We start from the raw sequence: 20,166 nt of genomic DNA on the forward strand, positions 1-20,166 counted from the left end.
GCCGATAAGCGCTGTTAAAAATCAGAACGGCGAGTCCGGGAAGTAAAACTGCTGCGCGTTTTCCTTCGTGATCAGCACCGACGGAATAATCGTCGTGGCCGGCAGCTTCTCGCCTTTCAGACGTGCTTCGGCGGTGAGCTTGATCGCGTCGTAGATGAATTTCGGCGAGTACGACACGTCGGCCTTGATGAGCGGCGCGCCGTCCATCACGTTCTTCACCATGCCCTTCGAGCCCGCGCCGCCGAACACGATCTTGATGTCGCTGCGTTTCGCCTGGTCTATGGCCTTCAGTACGCCGACCGCCATGTCGTCGTCGGCGGCCCATACGGCGTCGATGTGCTTGAAGCGCGTGAGGTAGTCCTGCATCACCTTGAACGCGTCGTCGCGATTCCAGTTCGCGTATTTCGCGTCCAGGATCTTGATGTTCGGATAGCCCTTCAGCACGCCGGTGAAGGCGGTCCAGCGTTCGTTGTCGAGCGTCGTCGGAATGCCGCGCAGCGCGACAATGTCGCCCTTGCCGTCGAGCGCTTTCGCCAGATATTCAGCGGGGATTCTGCCGAATGCGGTGTTGTCGCCGGCCACGTACGCATCCTGTGCGCTGTTGTCAGTCAGGCCGCGATCCACCACCGTCACATACACGCCCTTCTTCTTCACCTGTGCAACCGGCTGCGTGAGCGACGCCGATTCGAACGGGAAAATCACGAGCGCATTGATCTTGTTCACCGTGACGAGATCCTGCAACTGGTTGGCCTGTTCTGGCGAGCCGGCCGCTGTCTTCACGATCACTTTCAGATTCGGATGCATTTTCTCGAGATCGGCTTTCGCCTTGTTCGCCCACCAGACGATGCCGCCCGTGAAGCCGTGGTCGGCTGTCGGAATCGCGACGCCTAATGTGACCTTGTCGTCGGCGCGCGCAATGCCTGCCGTGCCCAGTATCCCCAACGCCAGCATGCCGGCGCCGATCGCTCGAATGACGTGCTTCATGGTTGTGTCTCCAATAGGTGCTGTTATGAGGCGTTCGTGCGCCCCGTCTCCTGAACCAGCCTGTCAGACCTGCCGTTGTTTCGCTTTGAACCGCTACCGCTATCGCCGTCCACGTTGAACGAACGCGACGAAGATAATCACCACGCCCTGCACCGCCGCGTTCAGATACACGCTGATGATGCTGGTGAGATTCAGAATGTTGGCGATCACCGAGAGCAGGATTGCGCCGATCACCGTGCCGATCACGCGTCCTTCGCCGCCCTTCAGCGCCGTGCCGCCCACCACAACGGACGCAATCGCTTCGAGCTCCCAGAGCAAACCGGTGGTCGGCGTCGCCGAGCCGAGGCGCGGCACATATAGCACCGTGGCGACGCCGACGCAGATACCGAGCAGCACATACGTGACGATCTTGACGGTATCGACGCGAATCGCCGCATAGCGCGCAACCTGTTCATTCGAGCCAATCGCCTGCACGTGACGTCCGAACGCAGTGCGATTCAGAATCAGCGCGCCGCCCGCCGCCGTCACGAGGAACACCCAGATCGGCACGGGCACGCCGAAGAGGCTCGCGTAATAGACCGGTCCATATAGATCGGATAACGAATTATCCAGTGTCAGCGCGCCACCGTCGGCGAGCCATGTCAGCACCGCGCGAAAGATGCCCAACGTGCCGAGCGTGACGATGAACGGCTCGATGCGTCCTTTGGTAATCAGCAGGCCGTGCGCGCACCCAAACAGTCCGCCGAGCACGAGCGCGAATGCAATGCCCAACGTCACGATGACGAGCGGCGCGAACGTATGTCCGCCGATGCCCGCCGCGAGCCCGTTCATCAGCCAGATCATGCTGCCCGCGATCAACGCCGCCATCGAACCGACCGACAGATCGATGCCGCCCGAAATGATCACGAAGGTCATGCCCACCGCGATGATGCCGATGAACGACGTGCGCGTGAGCACGTTCATCATGTTGTCGAGCGTGGCGAAATCGCGGTTGAGCAGCGTGCCGACGATACACAGCGCGATCAGGCCGGCGAGCGGCCCAAGCGCATACAGCCGATGCGCAAAGCGCAACGCGCGGCCGGATTGCACGGCTTCAGTGGGTGCCGGTCGCATGGGCGATCAACTCCTCTTCGGTCAGATGTTCGAGCGTGAGCGTGGCTTGCAGGCGTCCCGCGCGCATCACCGCAACGCGATGACACAAGCCGATCAGCTCGATCAGTTCGGATGAAATGACGATCACCGCGCGGCCCTGCGCGGCGAGACGATGAATCAGGAAATAGATGTCGCGTTTCGCACCCACGTCGACGCCGCGCGTCGGCTCGTCGAGCACGATCACGTCCGGCTCTGGTTGCAAAAACTTTGCGAGCGCGAGCTTCTGCTGGTTGCCGCCCGACAGCATGCGCGCGCGGCTCGACAGGTCGCCCGTGCGAATGCCGAATTCGCTCACGGCGCTTTTCAATGCTTCGCGGCCCGCTTTCATGTCGAGCAGCGGATGCGCGTAGCGTTCGAGCGTCATCAGCGTGACGTTGTCCTGCAGGCTCAGGTTCACGTGCAGGCCCTTGCCTTTGCGGTCTTCGCTGAGATACGTGAGGCCGTGGCGCATTGCGTCGCGTGGGCTCTTTAGATCGACGGGACGGCCCGCGATTTCGATGCGTCCCGCCGTGCGCTTGCGCAAGCCGATGATCGCTTCGAACGCTTCGGTGCGGCCCGCGCCGACGAGTCCCGCGAAGCCGAGCACTTCGCCGGCTCTCACGTCGAAGCTTAGATCGTCGACCCATTCGGGTACGGCGAGCCCTTCTACTTTCAGTGCAACCGGCGCGGCCGTGGACACGGTGATCTTCTCGGGGAACATGTCGGACACGTCGCGGCCGACCATCAGATTCGCCATTTGTTGCCGCGCGAGCGACGCCGTTTCGTTGCGCGCGACGAAGCGGCCGTCGCGCATCACGATCACTTCATCGGTGATGCGCTCGACTTCATCGAGCTTGTGCGAGATGTAGACGATGGTCACGCCATCGGCCTTCAACTTCGCCATCAGCGTGAAAAGCCGTTCGGTTTCGGACGGCGTGAGCGTTGCTGTGGGCTCGTCCATGATCAGGAGACGCGCGCGGCGCGACAGCGCTTTCGCGATCTCCACCATCTGCTTTTCCGCGACGATCAGTTCGCGCACCTTTGTATCCGGCGCCTTGTCGAGGCCGACTTGTGCGAGATAGCGTGCGGCTTCGGCGCGCATCGCCGCATCGTCGACGAACCAGCCGCGCCGCTTCTCGTGACCCAGATACATGTTCTGCGCGATCGTCAGATGCTCGGCGAGATTGAACTCCTGGTGAATCAATACGATGCCTTGCGCCTCCGCGTCGCGCGAACCGGCAAAGTGCTGCGCATGACCGTCGACCAGCAACGTGCCCGATGTCGCGCTTTCATAGCCGGCAAGAATCTTCATCAGCGTCGACTTGCCCGCGCCGTTCTCGCCGAGCAAACCGTAGATGCGCCCCGGCGCGAGACCGAAGCTGACCCCGTGCAGCACGCGCACGGGTCCGAAGTCTTTGCGGATGTCGTCGAAACGGATAGCGAGGCTCATGGTTCACGTGCTCCCGCGAATCACGAGCCGGTGCGGCAGCAGCACGCCCGGCACGTTTGCCAGCGGATTGGCGAGCCGCTGCAACAACAGGCGCGCGGCGGTCTCGCCGAGTTCGCGCATGGGCTGCGCGATCGTGGTGAGCGGTGGATCGACTTGCGCGGCAATCGAGATGTCGTCGAAGCCGACCACGGCGACGTCGTCCGGAACGCGTTTGCCGATGCTGCGCAAGCCGTGAAGCACGCCCGTCGCGAGCGTGTCCGACACGGCGAAGATCGCGGTCGGCGCGTCTGGCGACAGCATCAGCGTGGCCGCCGCCGACGCGCCCGCCTCGTAGTCGAGGCTGTTCAGATTCATGCGCCAGCCGTCGAGCGGCGTGATGCCCGCGTCGGTCAGCGCATCCAGATAACCCTGCTGACGCTGCCGCGCGTACAGATAGTCGATGTCGGAATTGATCAGGCCGATGCGCCGATGGCCGCGCGAGAGCAGATGCCGCACCGCGTCGCCCGCGGCCCGATAGTTGTCTATGCCGACATACGGCACGCCCACCGCCGGATCGAACTCGCAGCACGCGACCCACGGCAGCGCGCCGGATGCTTCGCCGAGCGCCTGCTGGATCGTCGCCGGGTCGAGACAGATCGCTCCGTCCGCGCGGCGGCGGCGCAGCAGATCGAAGTAGCTGCGCTCACGGCCGGGGTCCGCGCCGGTATCGCACAAAAGCATGAAGTAGCCGTGCTGGCGCGCGACGCTGTCGATGCCGCGCACGATCTCCGCGTAGAACGGGTTGCCGAAGTCGGGGACCATGGTGAGCAACAGCCGGCTTTCGGCGGTGCGCAGATTGCGCGCGAGTTCGTTGACGCGGTAGCCGCTGGCGTCGATGGCGGCCAGCACCTTGTCGCGGGTCGCGGGCCGCACGTTCTCGTGGGCGTTCAGCACGCGCGACACCGTCGCCACCGAAACGCCCGCCTGCCTTGCGACGCCGGCAATCGACAGCCCTTCCGCCCCGCGTAGCGAGCGTCGGAGTGGCCGCGACCCCGGCTCGACGCCGGTCGCGGGCAACGCCGCAGGCTTTGCTTTTGATGTCGATCTGGACAAGGGAGCGGCTTCGAAAATGTAATCGATTACATTTTTGGGCGATAGCGAGCGGAATCGCAAGGCCAGAATGCTAGGGATTAACACGGGGGAGGCCGGACCAAGCGCGGACGAAAGCGTGCACGACCGCGCTGCCCGCCTTGCCCCGGAACCCTGGCGCCATTTGGTACAATCCCGCAGTTACCCTGCCGTGGCTTGCTGACTGCTCTTCGCGGACTGTCTGCGAAAGCCGCCGCGCAGTGGAAAAATCGCAAAACTCGCCAAACCTGAACCGCCAAACCCACCATGAACATCGAGCAAGCGCGTTTCAACATGATCGAACAGCAGATCCGCCCCTGGGAAGTGCTCGACCAGGACGTGCTGAATCTGCTGTCGATCGTCAAGCGTGAAAACTTCGTCCCGGCCGTTTACCGCGACCTGGCTTTCGTCGACTTCGAAGTGCCGCTGCCGGCCGGTCAGCACATGCTGGCGCCGCGCGTCGAAGCCCGCGTGCTGCAGGAACTGGCGGTGAAGAAACACGAAAGCGTGCTCGAAATCGGCGCCGGTTCCGGTTATATGGCTGCGTTGCTCGCGCATCGCGCGCAACACGTGCTGACGGTCGACATCGAACCGGAACTCGCCGAACTGGCAAAGACCAACCTGATCGCCAACGGCGTGCTGAACGCGGAAGTTGCGACCGGCGACGCCGCGCGCGGCTGGGCCGCCGCGGCTCCGTACGACGTGATCTGCGTGTCGGGCGGTCTGCCCGTGCTGCCGCAGGAAATCCTCGAACACCTGAAAATCGGTGGCCGTGTGGCGGCGTTTGTCGGTACTGCGCCGGTCATGAAGGCGCAGATCATCACGCGTATCGACGAAAAGCAGTACCGCATTGCCGACGTGTTCGAAACGTACGTCGAGCCGCTCGTCAACGCCGTGCAGCCGCCGCGCTTCAAGTTCTGATCCGCAACGCTCACTTGCATGTTGATACGGACGGCCGGCGCGCCGCCGTCCTTTGAACCGGATGTCCCGCTGATGCAAAACCTGACCGCCCCCGCACTCGCCGAATGGCTCGCCGACACATCGCGCCCCGCGCCCGTACTGCTCGACGTGCGCGAGCCGTGGGAAATCCAGACGGCGTCGATCGCCGGCGCCGTGGCGATTCCCATGCGTGAGATTCCCGCGCGCAGCGAAGAACTCGACGACGACGCGCAGATCGTTTGCGTCTGCCATCACGGCGCCCGCAGCGCCCAGGTCGCGATGTTCCTCGAGTCGCGCGGCCACGCCAACGTCTTCAATCTGCAAGGCGGAATCGACGCGTGGTCGCGTCAGGTCGACCCGTCGGTTCCGACCTACTGAGCGCCCACGTGCGATGAAGCGTCAGCGCGCGCCGGCTCTGGCGTCTGCTCTGGCGCTCGCTTGCGGGCTCGCCTATGTATTTCACGCGCTGCCCGCGCAGGCCGTCGGCCTATCCCAGCTCTACGACGAAGCGCTTTCCAACGATGCGCAGTTGCAAAGCGCGCGCGCCGCGCTCGCCGCCAACAGCGAGGAACTGCCGCTCGCGCGCGCCAAACTGCTGCCGCAACTCTCCGCGTCGCTCAATGGCAGCCGTCAGAACACGGACTTCGGCGGCGGCTTTCCGGCCTCGTATGGCAACAGCTACGGCTACGTGATTTCGCTCACGCAGCCGCTGATTCATGTGGATAGCTGGTACGGCTATGCGCAGGGAAAGCTGGCCGTGGCTTCGGCGCAAGCGTCGTTTGCGCAGGCGCGCCAGGATCTGATCGTGCGGCTCGGCCAGGCCTACTTCGACGCGCTCGCAGCGCAAGACAGCCTCGCAATATCGCGTTCGCAGAAGGCGTCGATTGCGCAGCAACTCGAGTCGGCGAAGCGTTCGTTCGAAGTGGGCAATACCACGATCACCGACACCAACGAAGCGCAGGCCAAATACGATCAGGCGATCTCACAGGAGATCGCCGCGCAGAATGATCTCGCGGTGAAGCTGGCGGGGTTGCAGCAGATCGTCGGGCATCCAGTCGAGCATGTCGACGGTCTCGCCGCCGGTGCGCCGTTGCCGCCGCCCGTGCCTGCCGACATCAATCAATGGGTCGATGCCGCGAGCGACGCGAACTATCAGGTCGTGCTCAAACAGATCGCGCTCGATAACGCGCAGCGCGAAACGTCGAAGGCGAAAGCGGGCCATCTGCCGACCGTCGATCTGGTCGCGAGCCGCTCGCATAGCAGCCTCGGCGCGGCGGGCGCCGGCAACTTCGGCGGGAATTTCGGCGGCGGCTTCGGCAGCGGCGCGAATACGCTCTCGTCCGGCACGCCCGCGCTGGCTGCGGAACTGGGCAACTTCGGGTCTTCCTATACGAACAGCACGATTGGCGTGCAAGTCACCATTCCGCTCTTCGCCGGCGGCGCAACGCAAAGCCGCGTGCGCCAAACGCTGGCGCTCGAAGACCAGGCCGCAGCCGATCTCGACACCGCGCGCCGCAACGCGGCGCTATCGGCGCGCCAGGCGTTTCTCGGCGTGGTCAGCGGGCTCGCGCAGGTGCGCGCGCTACAAACCGCCGAGCAATCCGCGCGTACTTCGCTCGAATCGAATCTGCTCGGCTATCAGGTCGGCGTGCGCATCAACATCGACGTGCTCAACGCGCAGGACCAGCTCTTCTCCGCGCGCCGCGATCTGGCGAAGGCGCGTTACGACACGTTGATCAACAGCCTGAAGCTGAAGGCCGCGACGGCGAATCTCACCGATCAGGACGTGCTGCAACTGAGCACACTGCTTTCTCCCGTCGACGATGGTGCATTGACCGCGCTGCCGCAAGCGCCGACGGTGCCGCATCCGGGCGTCGCGGCCAAAGGCGCGGCGGGGAAGCTCGGGCGGCGGAGCGTGCCGAACACGCCGACGGGTCGGTAGGCTGCGCGCTTCTCTCTTCTCTCTTTGCCGACGGCTGCCCGTATGCGGTACGCCAAATTGCATGGGATGAAATCGCGGAGCAGCGGTTTATAGCGGGCGCCGCCACACATCCGCGCTGCCGGCGCCCGTTCGTTGCATCGTGCTATTCGCATCAGCAAGCCCGCCGCGAATGCGGGCTCACTCATGCCATTGCGACTACCCCTGCACGAAAGCAAGAAGATCCGCGTTGAGAACCTCTGCATTCACCGTCAACATTCCGTGCGGAAAGCCTGGGTACGTTTTCAGCGTCCCGTTCTTGAGCAGTTTGATCGACTTCAGCGCCGCATCGGCCATCGGGACGATCTGGTCGTCATCGCCGTGCAGTACCAGCGTCGGGACGGTAATGGCCCGAAGGTCTTCGGTCTGGTCCGTTTCCGAGAAGGCTTTGATGCCTTCGTAGTGCGCCTTCGCACTGCCCATCATGCCCTGGCGCCACCAGTTCTGAATCACGCCTTGATGGACGGTCGCACCCGGTCGATTGAAGCCGTAGAACGGACCGGCTGGAACGTCGACGAAGAACTGCGCGCGATTGTCGGCAAGCGCCTTGCGGAAGCCGTCGAAAACTTCGAGCGGCAGACCTTCGGGATTGGCTTCGGTCTTGAGCATCAGCGGCGGGACGGCACTCACCAGAACCGCCTTGGCGACGCGGCCCGCAGGCTCCCCATGCTTCGCCACATAACGAGCCACCTCGCCGCCGCCGGTTGAATGGCCGATATGCACTGCATTGCGAAGATCGAGCGCTTCGACCACGGCGAAAGCGTCCGCGGCGTAGTGATCCATGTCATGCCCGTCGGATACTTGCGACGAACGGCCGTGGCCGCGCCGATCATGAGCGATCACCCGATAACCCTTCTGGACGAAGAAGAGCATCTGCGTATCCCAGTCGTCGGAAGACAACGGCCAGCCGTGATGGAAGACGATGGGCTGGGCGTCTTTCGGACCCCAGTCCTTGTAGAAAATATCGACGTTGTCTTTCGTTGTGACGTACGGCATGGTCATTTTCCTCTTTCACGTTTTCGAGCATTAACCGGACATTCGTCACCCGGCACCAGTGTTGCGAAAGCCACCCATGGCGGCAGCCAGCTGTGAAGCGAATTGCAGAAGAAGATGGCAGGAGAATACGGACAGACGGACCGTTATGAAAGCGCGCTGTTTGAGAACGATTGTTGCACCTTTGCAATAGTCCTCGGGAGGCGGTTATAGCCGGGTCGCTCAACCGCAACCGCAACCGCATCGCGATTTTTATTGCGCTGCTTCCCCCATTCTATTGGGAAGTTTCCCAAGGTTTTACGAATACTACACAGGCACCATGCTCGGTTCATTCAGGGAGCCGTGTGATGAGACTAATGAAGATCGCGATGCTGGCCGTAACGTTGTTGCCGCTCTGGTCGTATGCAGCGTTGGGCGGCGCGCCCTCCGCGCCCTCCGCGGCGACCTCGGTGCCATTCACTCCGACCATGCTGCTCGCCACCACGCCGCAGTCCGCCTCCGCGACTGATCAGCCGGCGAGCGGCCTGGCCAGCGCTGCGCCCTACTCGATGCGCCAATCGGTCGACGCCAACGGCGTCACGATCCGCGAATACGTGCTGCCGAACAACGTCGTGTTCGCCGTCACGTGGGACGGGCCGATTCGGCCAAATATGCGCGCGTTGCTCGGCAGCTATTTCCCCAACTACGTTGCCGCGGGGCAAAGCGGCGTGCGTGGCTCGGGACCGCTGATCGAAGGCACCGATGATTTCCGCATCGAATCTGCCGGCCGACTGGGCCGGTTCTTCGGCATGGCGTGGGTGCCGCGTCTGACGCCCGCGAGTGTGCGGCCGGGCGACCTCGAATAAACGGGCGTTCAGCTCTCAGAGAACAACATATGAACACATTGAAGAAGACGCTTTCGCTCGCCGCGGTCATCGCGGTTTTTGCGCTTTCCGCTTGCGGCGGCGGAGGCAGCGGCGGCGGGTCGGGCAATCAGGGCAACAATTCGGCCGGCTGGAACGCCACGCCGGACTGGACGCCGCACGGCGCGGGCGGTTCCGGCAGCACCGGAAATGCGTCGCAGCCCGCCCCCGGCGACAACACGGCGACGGTCAGCGTCGACAATACGATGGGCGGCGTCAACATGCTCAAGGCCTCCATCAAGGTATGCGTGCCGGGCAGCCAGAACACGCCGCAATGCGTGACTCTGGACAACATGCTGGTCGACACCGGCTCAACCGGCGTGCGCATTGCGGCGCGCGCCATTCCCACGCTGGCCCCGCTGCTGCTCACGCAAGTCGGCGCAGTGGACGACAACAGCGGCTCCGCGCCCATCGTGGAATGCATGCCGTTCGCGTCGGGCTACATGTGGGGCTCGGTCAAGCGCGCCGACATCACGATCGGCAGCAAGACGGCGAGCAATCTTCCGATTCAGGTGTATTCGGATGGCATGTTCACCACGCCGGACGACTGCTCCAATTACGGCGCCGATATCGGTGGCTCCGGCTCAGCGCGCATAAACGGCATCATCGGCATCGACAATTTCACGAGCGACTCGCTCGACGCTGTCACGACGGCGATTCCTGGCAATTACTACTATTGCCCGTCGCAGAACGCCTGCAACAGCACACGCATGCTGGCGAGCAAGGAAGTCAGGAACCCCGTTGCCGCATTCGCAACCGACAACAACGGCACGGTCATCCGTCTGCCAGCCGTGCCGGCCGGCGGCCAGGCAACCGCGACAGGTCAACTCGTGTTCGGCGTCGGCACGCAGCAGAACAACACGTTGCCGACGACCGCAACCGTGCTGGCGATCGACAAATACGGTTCCTTCACGACGCAGTACCAAGGCCAGGTCTTCACCCGCAGCGTGATCGACAGCGGTACCAATTTCTACGCTTTCCCGGACAGCACGATTCCGACCGACGCGAACGATTGGTACACGCCGACCGGCACATTGAACCTGAGCGCAACGATGGAATCCACGAACGGCACGGGCAAGCCGGTCGAGATGCCGTTCTCGATCGCCAATGCGGCCAGCCTGCGGTCGACCGGCTATTACGCGTTCAATAACATGGGCGCGTACTTCTCCTATCGCAAGAAGAACAGCATGTTCCTCTGGGGACTGCCCTTCTTTTATGGCCGGGACATCTACACGGTGATCGGTAACGCCAGGATCGGCAATCAGACGGGACCGTTCGTCGCATTCTGACGACGACTGCCTGATCCTGCCGGATCACAGGAGGCGCGGCGTCATCGCCGCGCCTCCTTACGTCATTTCTTACTCCACATTCAGCCTTATCGGGCCATTCCGATATGGCCACGCTGGCAACATGCTCCGACCTGTTTTCTGGAGCGATCTGATGAATTTTGTGAAGGCCACGCTGGTCATTGCGGTCATGTTGCCGCTGGCTTCTTATGCGGCATTGGGCGGCGCGCCAGCGGCGGGCGCGCCATCGCAGTCGTTGCTCCGGTCCGCAGCGGCTGTTGCCACGCCCGCCGCTGCCGCGCCGTACACCGTGCGCGAATCGCGCGGCGCCGACGGCGTCACGATCCGTGAATACGTGTTGCCGAGCAACGTCGTGTTCGCAGTCGCGTGGCAAGGGCCGGTGCGCCCCGACATGACGGTGCTACTCGGCAACTACTTTCAGCGCGCCGCGTCCGCGGGCGCGGGACATCCTCGCGGCACAGGTCCGCTGATCGAACGCAGCGGCGACTTTGAGATCGAGTCGGTAGGTCGGCCGGGGCATTTCTCCGGCAAAGCACTTCTGCCGCGCCTCCTGCCCGCCCAGGTCCGTGCCGAAGACATCCAGTAACGCGGCGCGTCGGCTCAACGAATAACACAACAATGAACACTTTCAGCAAGACACTTTGCTTCGCTTTGCTAACGACCAGCGTGGGCCTGTCGGCCTGCGGCGGTGGGGGTAATGGCGATGACGGGAACTCGAACACGAGCCTGAGCAACGACAAGGCGGCTCCTTCGAGTCCCGTTTCAAGCCCCGCTGCGGGTCCAAGTCCAAGTCCAAGTCCAAGTCCAAGTCCGAGTCCGAGTCCGACGCGAGTGCCGGTGCCAGCGCCAACACCCGCCCCCGCACCGACGCCAACGCCAACGCCAACGCCGGCACCCAAGCCGACGCCAACTCCAGCACCAACGCCGAGACCAACGCCAACTCCGGCTCCCGCTCCGACACCAACGCCAGCCCCGACTCCGACTCCGACTCCAACGCCAACCCCAACCCCAACTCCCGCCACCAACACCAACACCAACACCGCCCCCATCGTCGTCGAACGCTGGACCGGCGGCTATGCCAACACGCCATATGTAAGCGTCACGTTCTGCATCCCCGGCGTGCAAGGCGCGAATCAATGCGCGACGATCGACCACATGCTGCTCGATACCGGCTCGGCGGGCGTGCGTGTGTTGGCGAGTGCGTTGGGCTCCGCGCTGGCGGGGCGCCTGCCTGCCCAGACGGGCGCCACCGACGACCCCACTCACGGCGCGCCGATCACCCAATGCGCAATCTTCGCATCGGGCTACACGTGGGGGTCGGTCAAGCGTGCGGACGTGACCCTCGGTGGGAAGATGGCAGGTAATCTACCGATTCAGGTCATCAGCGATGGCTCAAATGCCACGCCGTCGGACTGCGCGTCGCGCGGCATCGCGGACATTGGCAGTGTCACGGAACTCGGCGCAAACGGCGTGATCGGCATTGGCTCCGCGGTACGCGACTTTCCGCTTGCCGCGCAATATGTGTTGCCGGCGACGTACTACTATTGCCCGTCCACGGGTTCGTGCACAAGCACGCGCGTCCCGCTCGACACGCAGATCATGAATCCGGTTGCCGACTTCACGACCGACAACAACGGCACAATCATCCGCCTGCCCGCGTTGCAGCCTGGCGGCCAGACAAGCGCGACAGGTGAACTTGTGTTTGGCATCGGAACGCAGCAGAACAATGCGCTGCCGTCGAGCGCGAATATCATCCCGCTCGACAGCAGCGGCTTTTTCACGACCGCGTACAAAGGGAGCACGTTCGGTAACAGCGTCATCGACAGCGGCTCCAACACGGGCATCTTCCAGGATACGGCCATCCCGTTCGACGCATGGGGCCGCTACACACCGGCGACCACGCTGAGCCTTTCGGGCCTGCTCAAGGCGACCAGCGGCGCAGGCACGTCCGCGACGGTGCCGTTCCAGGTGGCCAATACGGCGAACCTTCTCGCCAGCACCTACGCCGCCTTCGACAACATCGCGTCCTACACGTCGGTCTCCAGTTACTTCATCTGGGGCTTGCCGTTCTTCTTTGGTCGCAACGTCTACACAGCGCTCAACGGTTCGCGCGCCGGATCGCAGACCGGACCGTTCGTTGCATTCTAGGCAAACCGCCGCAATGCGCCAGGGAAGCATGAGGCCGGCGCGATAACGCACCGGCCTCTTTTCACATCATCCTTTGAATAACAGAAGCAATCAGAAACAGGTGGAAAAAGACCGTCAATTGGTCTCTCTCAACACCTCGGCCACCGTGCCGAAGATCTCTTCGATCTGCGCCTCCTCGATGATCAGCGGCGGCGAGAACGCCAGAATGTCGCCGGTATAGCGCGTCAGCACGCCCTTCTGAAAGCAGCGCACGAACACGTCGTAAGCACGCGCGCCCGGCGCTCCGTCGCGCGGCGCAAGTTCGACGCCGCCCACCAGCCCGAGATTGCGCACGTCAATCACGTGCCGTTCGCCGCACAGCTTATGGATCGCGCTTTCGAAAAGCGGCGCCATCCGCGCGGCCCGTTCGAACAACTGCTCGCGCTCGTACAGGTCGATCGTCGCGCACGCCGCGGCGGCTGCGATCGGATGCCCCGAGTACGTGTAGCCATGAAACAGCTCAATGCCGCCCGGCGCACCGTTCACGATCGAGTCGTGAATCTGACCGCTTGCCGCGACGGCGCCCATCGGAGCGGCCGCATTATTGGTGCCCTTGGCCATCGTCAGCAGGTCGGGCGTGACGCCGAAGTACTGTGCAGCGAACGGCGCGCCGAGACGGCCCCAACCGGTGATGACTTCGTCGAAGATCAGCAGGATGCCGTGCTTGTCGCAAATCTCCCGCAACCGCTGCAAATAGCCTTGCGGCGGAATCAGCACGCCTGTCGATCCAGCCACCGGCTCGACGATCACCGCGGCAATCGTCGACGCATCGTGCAGCACGACGAGCCGCTCCAGGTCGTCGGCGAGATGCGCGCCCCAAGCCGGCTGCCCTTTTGAATAAGCGGCCTCCTTGATGTTCAGGGTATGCGGCAAATGATCGACCGACGGCAGCAGCGCACCCGAAAACGCTTTGCGGTTCGGCGCGATACCGCCCACCGAAATTCCGCCGAAGCCGACGCCGTGATAACCGCGCTCACGTCCGATGAAGCGCGTGCGCTGGCCCTCGCCGCGCGAGCGGTGATAGGCAAGCGCGATCTTCAGCGCCGTATCGACGGCTTCCGAGCCTGAGTTCACGAAGAAGATGTGCTTCAAATCGCCCGGCGTGCGCCGCGCGATTTTCGTGGCGGCCTCGAATGCTTTGGGGTGGCCCATCTGGAAGGTCGGCGCGAAATCCATTTCGGCGGCTTGGGCCTGAACCGCGGCGACGATTTCATCGCGGCAATGCCCGGCGTTGACGCACCACAGCCCCGCAGTCCCGTCGAGAATGCGCCTGCCATCGTGCGTTGTGTAGTACATGCCCTTCGCGCTCGCGAGCAAGCGCGGTGCGCTCTTGAACTGGCGATTGGCGGTGAAGGGCATCCAGAAAGCGGACATATCGGGTGGGTTGGCACCGGCGGCCTCGGTCATCTCATGTCTCCTGTCGACGGTCGATCGGAGTTAGCGCCTCAGCACTTACCCCTGTCCCATACAAAGTAAGCCTGAGTGGTCTTCCAGTGTATGCACAGCACGCCCCATGCACAACGCGGCGGCGCACGTGCACCGCCAAAGCCCCTTGGCGGATTGACACGCTTCTTCGCGGCGCGGCGCGCACCCGAACGAGGCGCATCGCAGACATGTGCACCAGATTCGTACGCCAAGCCGCATTAGCCGGCTCCCGTCGAGCCGCGCCGCAGCGTGCGAAGGCGCACCGCGAGCCGCATCCGTCGCATGGCATGTGCCTTGCAGTACACGAGCGGCAAGTCATGCGGGATAAGCCCTGTGGCTGAGATCGACGCCCATAAACATTCATCATCAATGGCAAGGGGATATACATGAAACGTCGCAGTCTGTTGAAATTCGGCTCCATGTCGGGCGCGCTCGCGCTTGCAGGTCGCGCGCCGTTTGCGCATGCGCAGTCGAGTAGCGGTCCGATCAAGGTAGGTATCCTGCATTCCCTGTCGGGCACGATGGCGATCTCGGAAACGTCGCTGAAAGATACCGCGCTGATGACGATCGCGGACATCAACAAGAACGGCGGCGTGATGGGCCGTCAACTCCAGCCGGTGGTGGTCGACCCGGCGTCGAACTGGCCGCTCTTCGCCGAAAAAGCGCGTCAGCTGATCACTCAGGAAAAGTGCGCCGTGGTGTTCGGCTGCTGGACCTCGGTATCGCGCAAGTCGGTGCTGCCGGTGTTCGAGGAACTCAACGGCCTGCTGTTCTATCCGGTGCAGTACGAAGGCGAAGAAATGTCGCGCAACGTGTTCTATACCGGCGCGGCGCCGAACCAGCAGGCGATTCCCGCAACCGAATATCTGATGAGCGCGGAAGGCGGCGGTGCGAAGCGCTTCTTCCTGCTCGGCACCGACTATGTCTATCCGCGCACGACCAACAAGATCCTGCGCGCGTTCCTGAAGTCGAAGGGCGTGCAGGAGGCCGACATCCAGGAGGTCTACACGCCGTTCGGCCACAGCGATTACCAGACCATCGTCGCGAATATCAAGACCTTCTCGCAAGGTGGCAAAACGGCCGTGATCTCGACGGTGAACGGCGACTCGAATGTGCCTTTCTATAAGGAACTCGGCAACCAGGGGCTGAAGGCGTCGGACGTGCCGGTCGTCGCGTTTTCGGTCGGCGAGGAAGAGCTGCGCGGCATCGACACGAAGCCGCTGGTGGGCAACCTCGCGGCATGGAACTACTTCATGTCGGTGCGCAGTCCGGCCAACGAGAAGTTCAAGAAGCAATGGGCTGCGTGGGTCAAGGAGAAGAATCTGCCCGGCGGCACGAAGCGTGTGACCAACGACCCGATGGAAGCGACTCTTGTCGGCATCCACATGTGGAAGCAGGCGGTAGAGAAGGCAAAGAGCACGGACGTCGACAAGGTACGCGTGGCGATGGTCGGCCAGCAGTTCGCGGCGCCGTCGGGCTTCACGCTCGAAATGGACGGCAATCACCATCTGCACAAGCCGGTGATGATCGGCGAAGTACGCGCGGACGGTCAGTTCAACGTCGTGTGGCGGACCAAGACCGCGGTTCGTGCGCAGCCGTGGAGCCCGTTCATCGCCGGCAATTCGAGCAAGCCGGATGTGGTCACTTCGATCCCCGCGTTCCTGAAGCGCTCACGGACCGCTTGACGGCACGGCGCGTTGCGGCGGCTCGCGTGGCCGTCGCAATGCGTTGACGTGGACTCGCGACGAGCGTCAGCGTGCGCCGCCTTGCATCGCAAGTTCGCAGCGGAAGTTCGCCGCGGAAGTTCCCAGCGGAAGTTCGCCGCGATACTGCGATGCACGGCAAGCGATTGGACCGCGCCACTGGCGAGCGCGCAATGCCAGCCGCGATGCTTGCGGCGGGTTCCACTCGACGCATGCCCCATGCGATTCGGTGCTCTAACGAAGCCGCGAAGGGCGCGGCGCAACATCGGCAGGCATCCAATCGGCGCGACGCGAGCGTTGCAGCCCACTCCGCCGGTAATTCTTCAAAGGCCATCATGGCGTTTTCATTCCTCACTTTTGCACGGCGGTTCGCGCAACGCGGCGCCAACAGCGCCGCTTTCGCCTTTGCCGCTTATGCGCTGGTCGGGCTCGTGGCCTCGGCGCCGCATAGCGCGTTCGCGTTAAGCGCCGCCGATGTCGCCCCGCTCGCCGCCGACGACTTCGACGCGAAATCCGCGGCCATCGACAAACTCATCGCCAATCACGACAAGGAATCGCTCGCGGTGTTGAAAGCGTTGTCCGAAGACAGCGTGCTCGCCACCGATGCGGGCGCCGTCTTGCTACAGGACGGCGACACCACGCGCGACGCGGTCAACGGCAAGACCGTGGCCGCCAGCGACGCCCAGCCCGTGACGCTGAACAATCTGCTGCGCTCGAAAGTGGCGGGCGCGCTTTCAGGTCTGCAACTCGACTCGCCCGATAAGGCGACACGCGAAGACGCGATCAACGCGCTCCTGAAAAATCCCGATCCATCGATCAAGCCGCTCGTCGACGCGGCCCGCGCGAAGGAAACCGATCCCGCGCTGAAGAAGCGTCTCGACACACTGTGGGCGATGACCGCGCTGCACGACACCGACGCGGCCAGGCGCCTGGAAGCCGTGCAGCTGGTCGCCGCACGGCACGATCTCGACATGAACGAACTGCTGCGTCCGCTCGTCGCGAAGAAAGCGGACGGCACGTTCGCCGAAACCGACGCTCGCGTGCGGGCCGCCGCGCAAAGCGGTATCGACGAACTCGATGCGATCCAGCGCCGCAGCCAGATCGCCGGCACGCTGTTCGCGGGCTTGTCGCTCGGTAGCGTGCTGCTGCTCGCCGCGCTGGGTCTTGCGATCACATACGGGCTGATCGGCGTCATCAACATGGCGCACGGTGAATTTCTGATGATCGGCGCGTACGCCACGTATGTCGTGCAGAACCTCTTTCAGCGCTTCGCGCCCGGCGCGTTCGACTGGTATCCGCTCCTCGCGGTGCCCGCTTCGTTCGTGGCGGCGGCGCTCGTCGGCATCGTGATCGAGCGGCTTGTGTTGAAGCATCTGTATGGCCGTCCGCTCGAAACGCTGCTGACCACCTTCGGCATCAGCCTGATCCTGATTCAGGCGACGCGCATGCTGTTCGGCGCGCAGAACGTGCAGGTGGTCAACCCGGCATGGATGAGCGGCGGCGTGACTGTGCTGCCCAATCTGATTCTGCCGTACAACCGGCTGGCGATTCTGGCGTTCTCGCTGATCGTCGTCGGGATTGCGTGGGCCGTGTTGACGAAGACGCGCCTCGGACTCTTCGTGCGCGCCGTCACGCAAAACCGACGCATGGCTGCATGCGTCGGCGTGAAGACCGCGCGCGTCGACTCGTATGCGTTCGCGTTCGGCGCGGGCATCGCGGGGCTGGGCGGCTGTGCGCTCTCGCAGATCGGCAATGTCGGACCGGACCTCGGGCAGAGCTACATCATCGATTCATTCATGGCGGTTGTGCTGGGCGGCGTCGGGCAACTGGCGGGCACAGTGATCGGCGGCTTCGGGCTCGGGCTCGTCAGCAAGACCATCGAGCCGTTCTGGGGCGCGGTGCTCGCAAAGATCGCGGTACTCGTACTGATCGTACTGTTCATCCAGAAGCGTCCGCAGGGCATGTTCGCCCTCAAGGGCCGTAGCGCGGAGGCATGAGATGACATCTGCGACCTCGTCTTCAACCGCATCGGCTCATGTCGGTGCAACGGGCGGCAACACCGCCAGCCGCGTTGCGCAGTCCGGTTTCGCCCTGGGCTTGCCGCCGCGTCCGGCGCTGCTGTCGCGGCGCGCGTGGCTCGCGCTGATCGCGTTGATCGTCGTGTTCGGACTGGGCGTGCCGTTCGCTACGCTCGTGGTGCCGGAAACGAGCCCGCTGCATCTGTCCGCTTACGCGACGACGATCACCGGCAAGTTCATGTGCTACGCGATCGCTGCGCTCGCGCTCGATCTGGTGTGGGGCTACTGCGGCATTCTGAGCCTCGGCCACGCGCTGTTCTTCGCGCTCGGCGGCTACGCGATCGGCATGTACCTGATGCGCTCGATCGGCCACGAAGGCAAGTACGGCAGCGACCTGCCCGACTTCATGGTGTTTCTCGACTGGCATCAACTGCCGTGGTACTGGGAAGGCACGCAGCATCTCGCCTATGCGCTGCTGCTCGTCGTGCTGGTGCCGGCGATGGTGGCGTGGGTGTTCGGCTTCTTCACGTTCCGCTCGCGCGTGAAAGGTGTCTATCTGTCGATCATCACGCAGGCGATGACGTTCGCCGCCATGCTGCTTTTCTATCGTAATGAAACGGGCTTCGGCGGCAATAACGGTTTCACCGACTTCAAGCGCATTGGAGGCTTTCCGATTACGCATCCCGGCACACGCACTGGCCTGCTGCTGATCACGTTCGCTGTGCTGGTCCTCGCGTTCATCGGCGCGCGCGCGATCGTCACGTCGAAGCTCGGCCGCGTTGTCACCGCCGTGCGCGACGGCGAAACGCGCCTGATGTTCCTCGGCTACAGCCCGCTCGCGTACAAGCTGTTCGTGTGGACCGTGTCTGCGGTGCTGTGCGGCATTGCCGGCGCGTTGTATGTGCCGCAGGTCGGCATCATCAATCCCGGCGAGATGTCGCCTGGCAATTCGATTGAAATGGCGATCTGGGTCGCCGTGGGTGGACGCGGCACCTTGGTCGGGCCGATTGTCGGCGCGTTTGCAGTGAACGGCGCGAAGAGCTTCTTCACGGCGAACTTCCCTGAATACTGGCTGTTCTTCCTCGGTCTGATTTTCGTGCTGGTCCCGCTGTTTCTGCCGAACGGCATCATGGGACTCGTGGAACTCGTGACGCGCAAGAGGAACCGCTCATGAACGAAAACCCGATGGTTCCCGATCTGGCCTTGCCCGAACAACCTTCCGAACATGCGTTGAGCGGTGTCGCGAGCATGGGGCACCTCGTTGTGCCCGGCGAGATCGACGTTTCGCACGGCACGATCCTGTATCTCGAAGACGTGACTGTGAGCTTCGACGGCTTTCGCGCGTTGAATGCGCTGACGCTTTCTATCGACGCCGGTGAATTGCGTTGCATTATCGGCCCGAACGGCGCGGGCAAAACGACCATGATGGATGTGATCACAGGCAAGACCGGGCCTGATTCAGGCAAGGTGTTTCTCGGCCAGTCCATCGATCTCACGCGGATGAACGAGCCGTCCATCGCCCGTGCCGGCATTGGGCGCAAGTTTCAGAAGCCGACGGTTTTCGAGCAGCATCCCGTGTGGGAAAACCTCGAACTTGCAATGAAGACCGATAAGGGATGGCTCGCGTCGTTGCGCGCGCGGCTCGATCGCGAAGCGCAAGCGCGCATCGAGGAAACGCTGGTTTTGATCGGGCTTGAAAGCGAGGCACGGCGTCTTGCCGGCGAACTGTCGCATGGGCAGAAACAGCGGCTGGAAATCGGCATGTTGCTGATGCAGCAACCGGCGCTGCTGCTGCTCGACGAACCCGCGGCCGGCATGACCGACGACGAGACGATGCAGTTGGCCGAACTGCTCAATCACCTGCGCGGCACGTGCTCGATGATGGTCGTGGAACACGATATGGAGTTCGTGAAGGCTTTATCTGGCGAGACCGGTAAGGTCACGGTGATGGCGGAAGGGCGCGTGCTCGCGCACGGCTCGCTCGACGAAGTCAAACGCGACGAGACCGTGATCGAGTCTTATCTTGGTCGATGAGTGGGCCG

General features: G+C 63.3%; 17 protein-coding genes. 11 read left to right on the plus strand and 6 right to left on the minus strand.

Annotation, left to right across the window (positions count from 1 at the left end; translation table 11 throughout):
- Positions 1–21: 21 nt before the first annotated feature.
- The 4 genes from C0Z16_RS00910 to C0Z16_RS00925 all read right to left on the minus strand — a co-directional run bounded on the left by C0Z16_RS00910 (position 22) and on the right by C0Z16_RS00925 (position 4,621).
- A complete protein-coding gene (locus tag C0Z16_RS00910; RefSeq protein ID WP_102630358.1) occupies positions 22–984 on the minus strand; it encodes a substrate-binding domain-containing protein in 963 nt (320 codons plus the stop codon).
- Between the two features lie 99 nt (positions 985–1,083).
- Positions 1,084–2,097: an ABC transporter permease gene (locus C0Z16_RS00915; protein ID WP_102630359.1), complete on the minus strand. Its 1,014-nt coding sequence runs from the start codon at positions 2,095–2,097 to the stop codon at positions 1,084–1,086.
- Positions 2,078–3,565 carry a sugar ABC transporter ATP-binding protein gene (locus tag C0Z16_RS00920; protein ID WP_102630360.1) on the minus strand — a complete coding sequence of 496 codons (1,488 nt, stop codon included), beginning with the start codon at positions 3,563–3,565 and terminating at the stop codon, positions 2,078–2,080. The genes C0Z16_RS00915 and C0Z16_RS00920 overlap by 20 nt, the downstream gene beginning before the upstream one ends.
- A 3-nt stretch (positions 3,566–3,568) precedes the next feature.
- Positions 3,569–4,621 carry a LacI family DNA-binding transcriptional regulator gene (locus C0Z16_RS00925; RefSeq protein ID WP_407070647.1) on the minus strand — a complete coding sequence of 351 codons (1,053 nt, stop codon included), beginning with the start codon at positions 4,619–4,621 and terminating at the stop codon, positions 3,569–3,571.
- Between the two features lie 318 nt (positions 4,622–4,939).
- On the opposite strand from C0Z16_RS00925, the gene C0Z16_RS00930 reads away from it, so the two are divergent.
- From C0Z16_RS00930 to C0Z16_RS00940, 3 genes are all read left to right on the plus strand, one after another.
- Positions 4,940–5,593: a protein-L-isoaspartate O-methyltransferase family protein gene (locus C0Z16_RS00930; RefSeq protein ID WP_102630362.1), complete on the plus strand. Its 654-nt coding sequence runs from the start codon at positions 4,940–4,942 to the stop codon at positions 5,591–5,593.
- Between the two features lie 72 nt (positions 5,594–5,665).
- Positions 5,666–5,989, plus strand: a complete 324-nt coding sequence (locus C0Z16_RS00935) for a rhodanese-like domain-containing protein (RefSeq protein WP_102630620.1) — start codon at positions 5,666–5,668, stop codon at positions 5,987–5,989.
- Between the two features lie 13 nt (positions 5,990–6,002).
- Complete coding sequence (locus tag C0Z16_RS00940) at positions 6,003–7,553, plus strand: TolC family outer membrane protein (RefSeq protein WP_102630363.1); 1,551 nt, start codon at positions 6,003–6,005, stop codon at positions 7,551–7,553.
- Between the two features lie 195 nt (positions 7,554–7,748).
- Here C0Z16_RS00940 and C0Z16_RS00945 read toward each other — a convergent pair whose 3' ends face one another.
- Positions 7,749–8,585, minus strand: coding sequence for an alpha/beta fold hydrolase (locus tag C0Z16_RS00945; RefSeq protein ID WP_102630364.1), 837 nt, complete (start codon positions 8,583–8,585; stop codon positions 7,749–7,751).
- Positions 8,586–8,929: 344 nt separating this feature from the next.
- On the opposite strand from C0Z16_RS00945, the gene C0Z16_RS00950 reads away from it, so the two are divergent.
- The 4 genes from C0Z16_RS00950 to C0Z16_RS00965 all read left to right on the plus strand — a co-directional run bounded on the left by C0Z16_RS00950 (position 8,930) and on the right by C0Z16_RS00965 (position 12,939).
- Positions 8,930–9,427, plus strand: a complete 498-nt coding sequence (locus C0Z16_RS00950; protein WP_102630365.1) for a DUF2844 domain-containing protein — start codon at positions 8,930–8,932, stop codon at positions 9,425–9,427.
- 29 nt (positions 9,428–9,456) lie between these two features.
- Positions 9,457–10,773, plus strand: coding sequence for a DUF3443 domain-containing protein (locus C0Z16_RS00955; RefSeq protein WP_102630366.1), 1,317 nt, complete (start codon positions 9,457–9,459; stop codon positions 10,771–10,773).
- A gap of 151 nt (positions 10,774–10,924) precedes the next feature.
- Positions 10,925–11,377: a DUF2844 domain-containing protein gene (locus C0Z16_RS00960; RefSeq protein ID WP_102630367.1), complete on the plus strand. Its 453-nt coding sequence runs from the start codon at positions 10,925–10,927 to the stop codon at positions 11,375–11,377.
- A gap of 32 nt (positions 11,378–11,409) precedes the next feature.
- Positions 11,410–12,939 carry a DUF3443 domain-containing protein gene (locus C0Z16_RS00965; RefSeq protein ID WP_102630368.1) on the plus strand — a complete coding sequence of 510 codons (1,530 nt, stop codon included), beginning with the start codon at positions 11,410–11,412 and terminating at the stop codon, positions 12,937–12,939.
- A gap of 114 nt (positions 12,940–13,053) precedes the next feature.
- Here the strand turns inward: C0Z16_RS00965 and C0Z16_RS00970 are convergent, their stop codons facing one another.
- Positions 13,054–14,385: an aspartate aminotransferase family protein gene (locus C0Z16_RS00970; RefSeq protein WP_102630369.1), complete on the minus strand. Its 1,332-nt coding sequence runs from the start codon at positions 14,383–14,385 to the stop codon at positions 13,054–13,056.
- A 404-nt stretch (positions 14,386–14,789) separates the two neighbouring features.
- Here C0Z16_RS00970 and urtA point away from each other — a divergent pair, with 404 nt between their 5' ends.
- The 4 genes from urtA to urtD all read left to right on the plus strand — a co-directional run bounded on the left by urtA (position 14,790) and on the right by urtD (position 20,158).
- Positions 14,790–16,088 carry an urea ABC transporter substrate-binding protein gene (gene urtA, locus C0Z16_RS00975; protein WP_102630370.1) on the plus strand — a complete coding sequence of 433 codons (1,299 nt, stop codon included), beginning with the start codon at positions 14,790–14,792 and terminating at the stop codon, positions 16,086–16,088.
- 353 nt (positions 16,089–16,441) lie between these two features.
- Positions 16,442–18,103 carry an urea ABC transporter permease subunit UrtB gene (urtB, locus tag C0Z16_RS00980; RefSeq protein ID WP_102630621.1) on the plus strand — a complete coding sequence of 554 codons (1,662 nt, stop codon included), beginning with the start codon at positions 16,442–16,444 and terminating at the stop codon, positions 18,101–18,103.
- A gap of 1 nt (position 18,104) precedes the next feature.
- On the plus strand, positions 18,105–19,298 hold the full coding sequence (urtC, locus tag C0Z16_RS00985; RefSeq protein WP_102630371.1) for an urea ABC transporter permease subunit UrtC: 1,194 nt from the start codon (positions 18,105–18,107) through the stop codon (positions 19,296–19,298).
- The gene (gene urtD, locus C0Z16_RS00990) at positions 19,295–20,158 is read left to right on the plus strand and encodes an urea ABC transporter ATP-binding protein UrtD (protein WP_102630372.1); all 864 of its coding nucleotides are present in this window, start codon (positions 19,295–19,297) and stop codon (positions 20,156–20,158) included. The genes urtC and urtD overlap by 4 nt, the downstream gene beginning before the upstream one ends.
- Positions 20,159–20,166: the final 8 nt, after the last annotated feature.

It is taken from the genome of Paraburkholderia rhynchosiae (assembly GCF_002879865.1).
GTDB classification, from domain to species: domain Bacteria; phylum Pseudomonadota; class Gammaproteobacteria; order Burkholderiales; family Burkholderiaceae; genus Paraburkholderia; species Paraburkholderia rhynchosiae.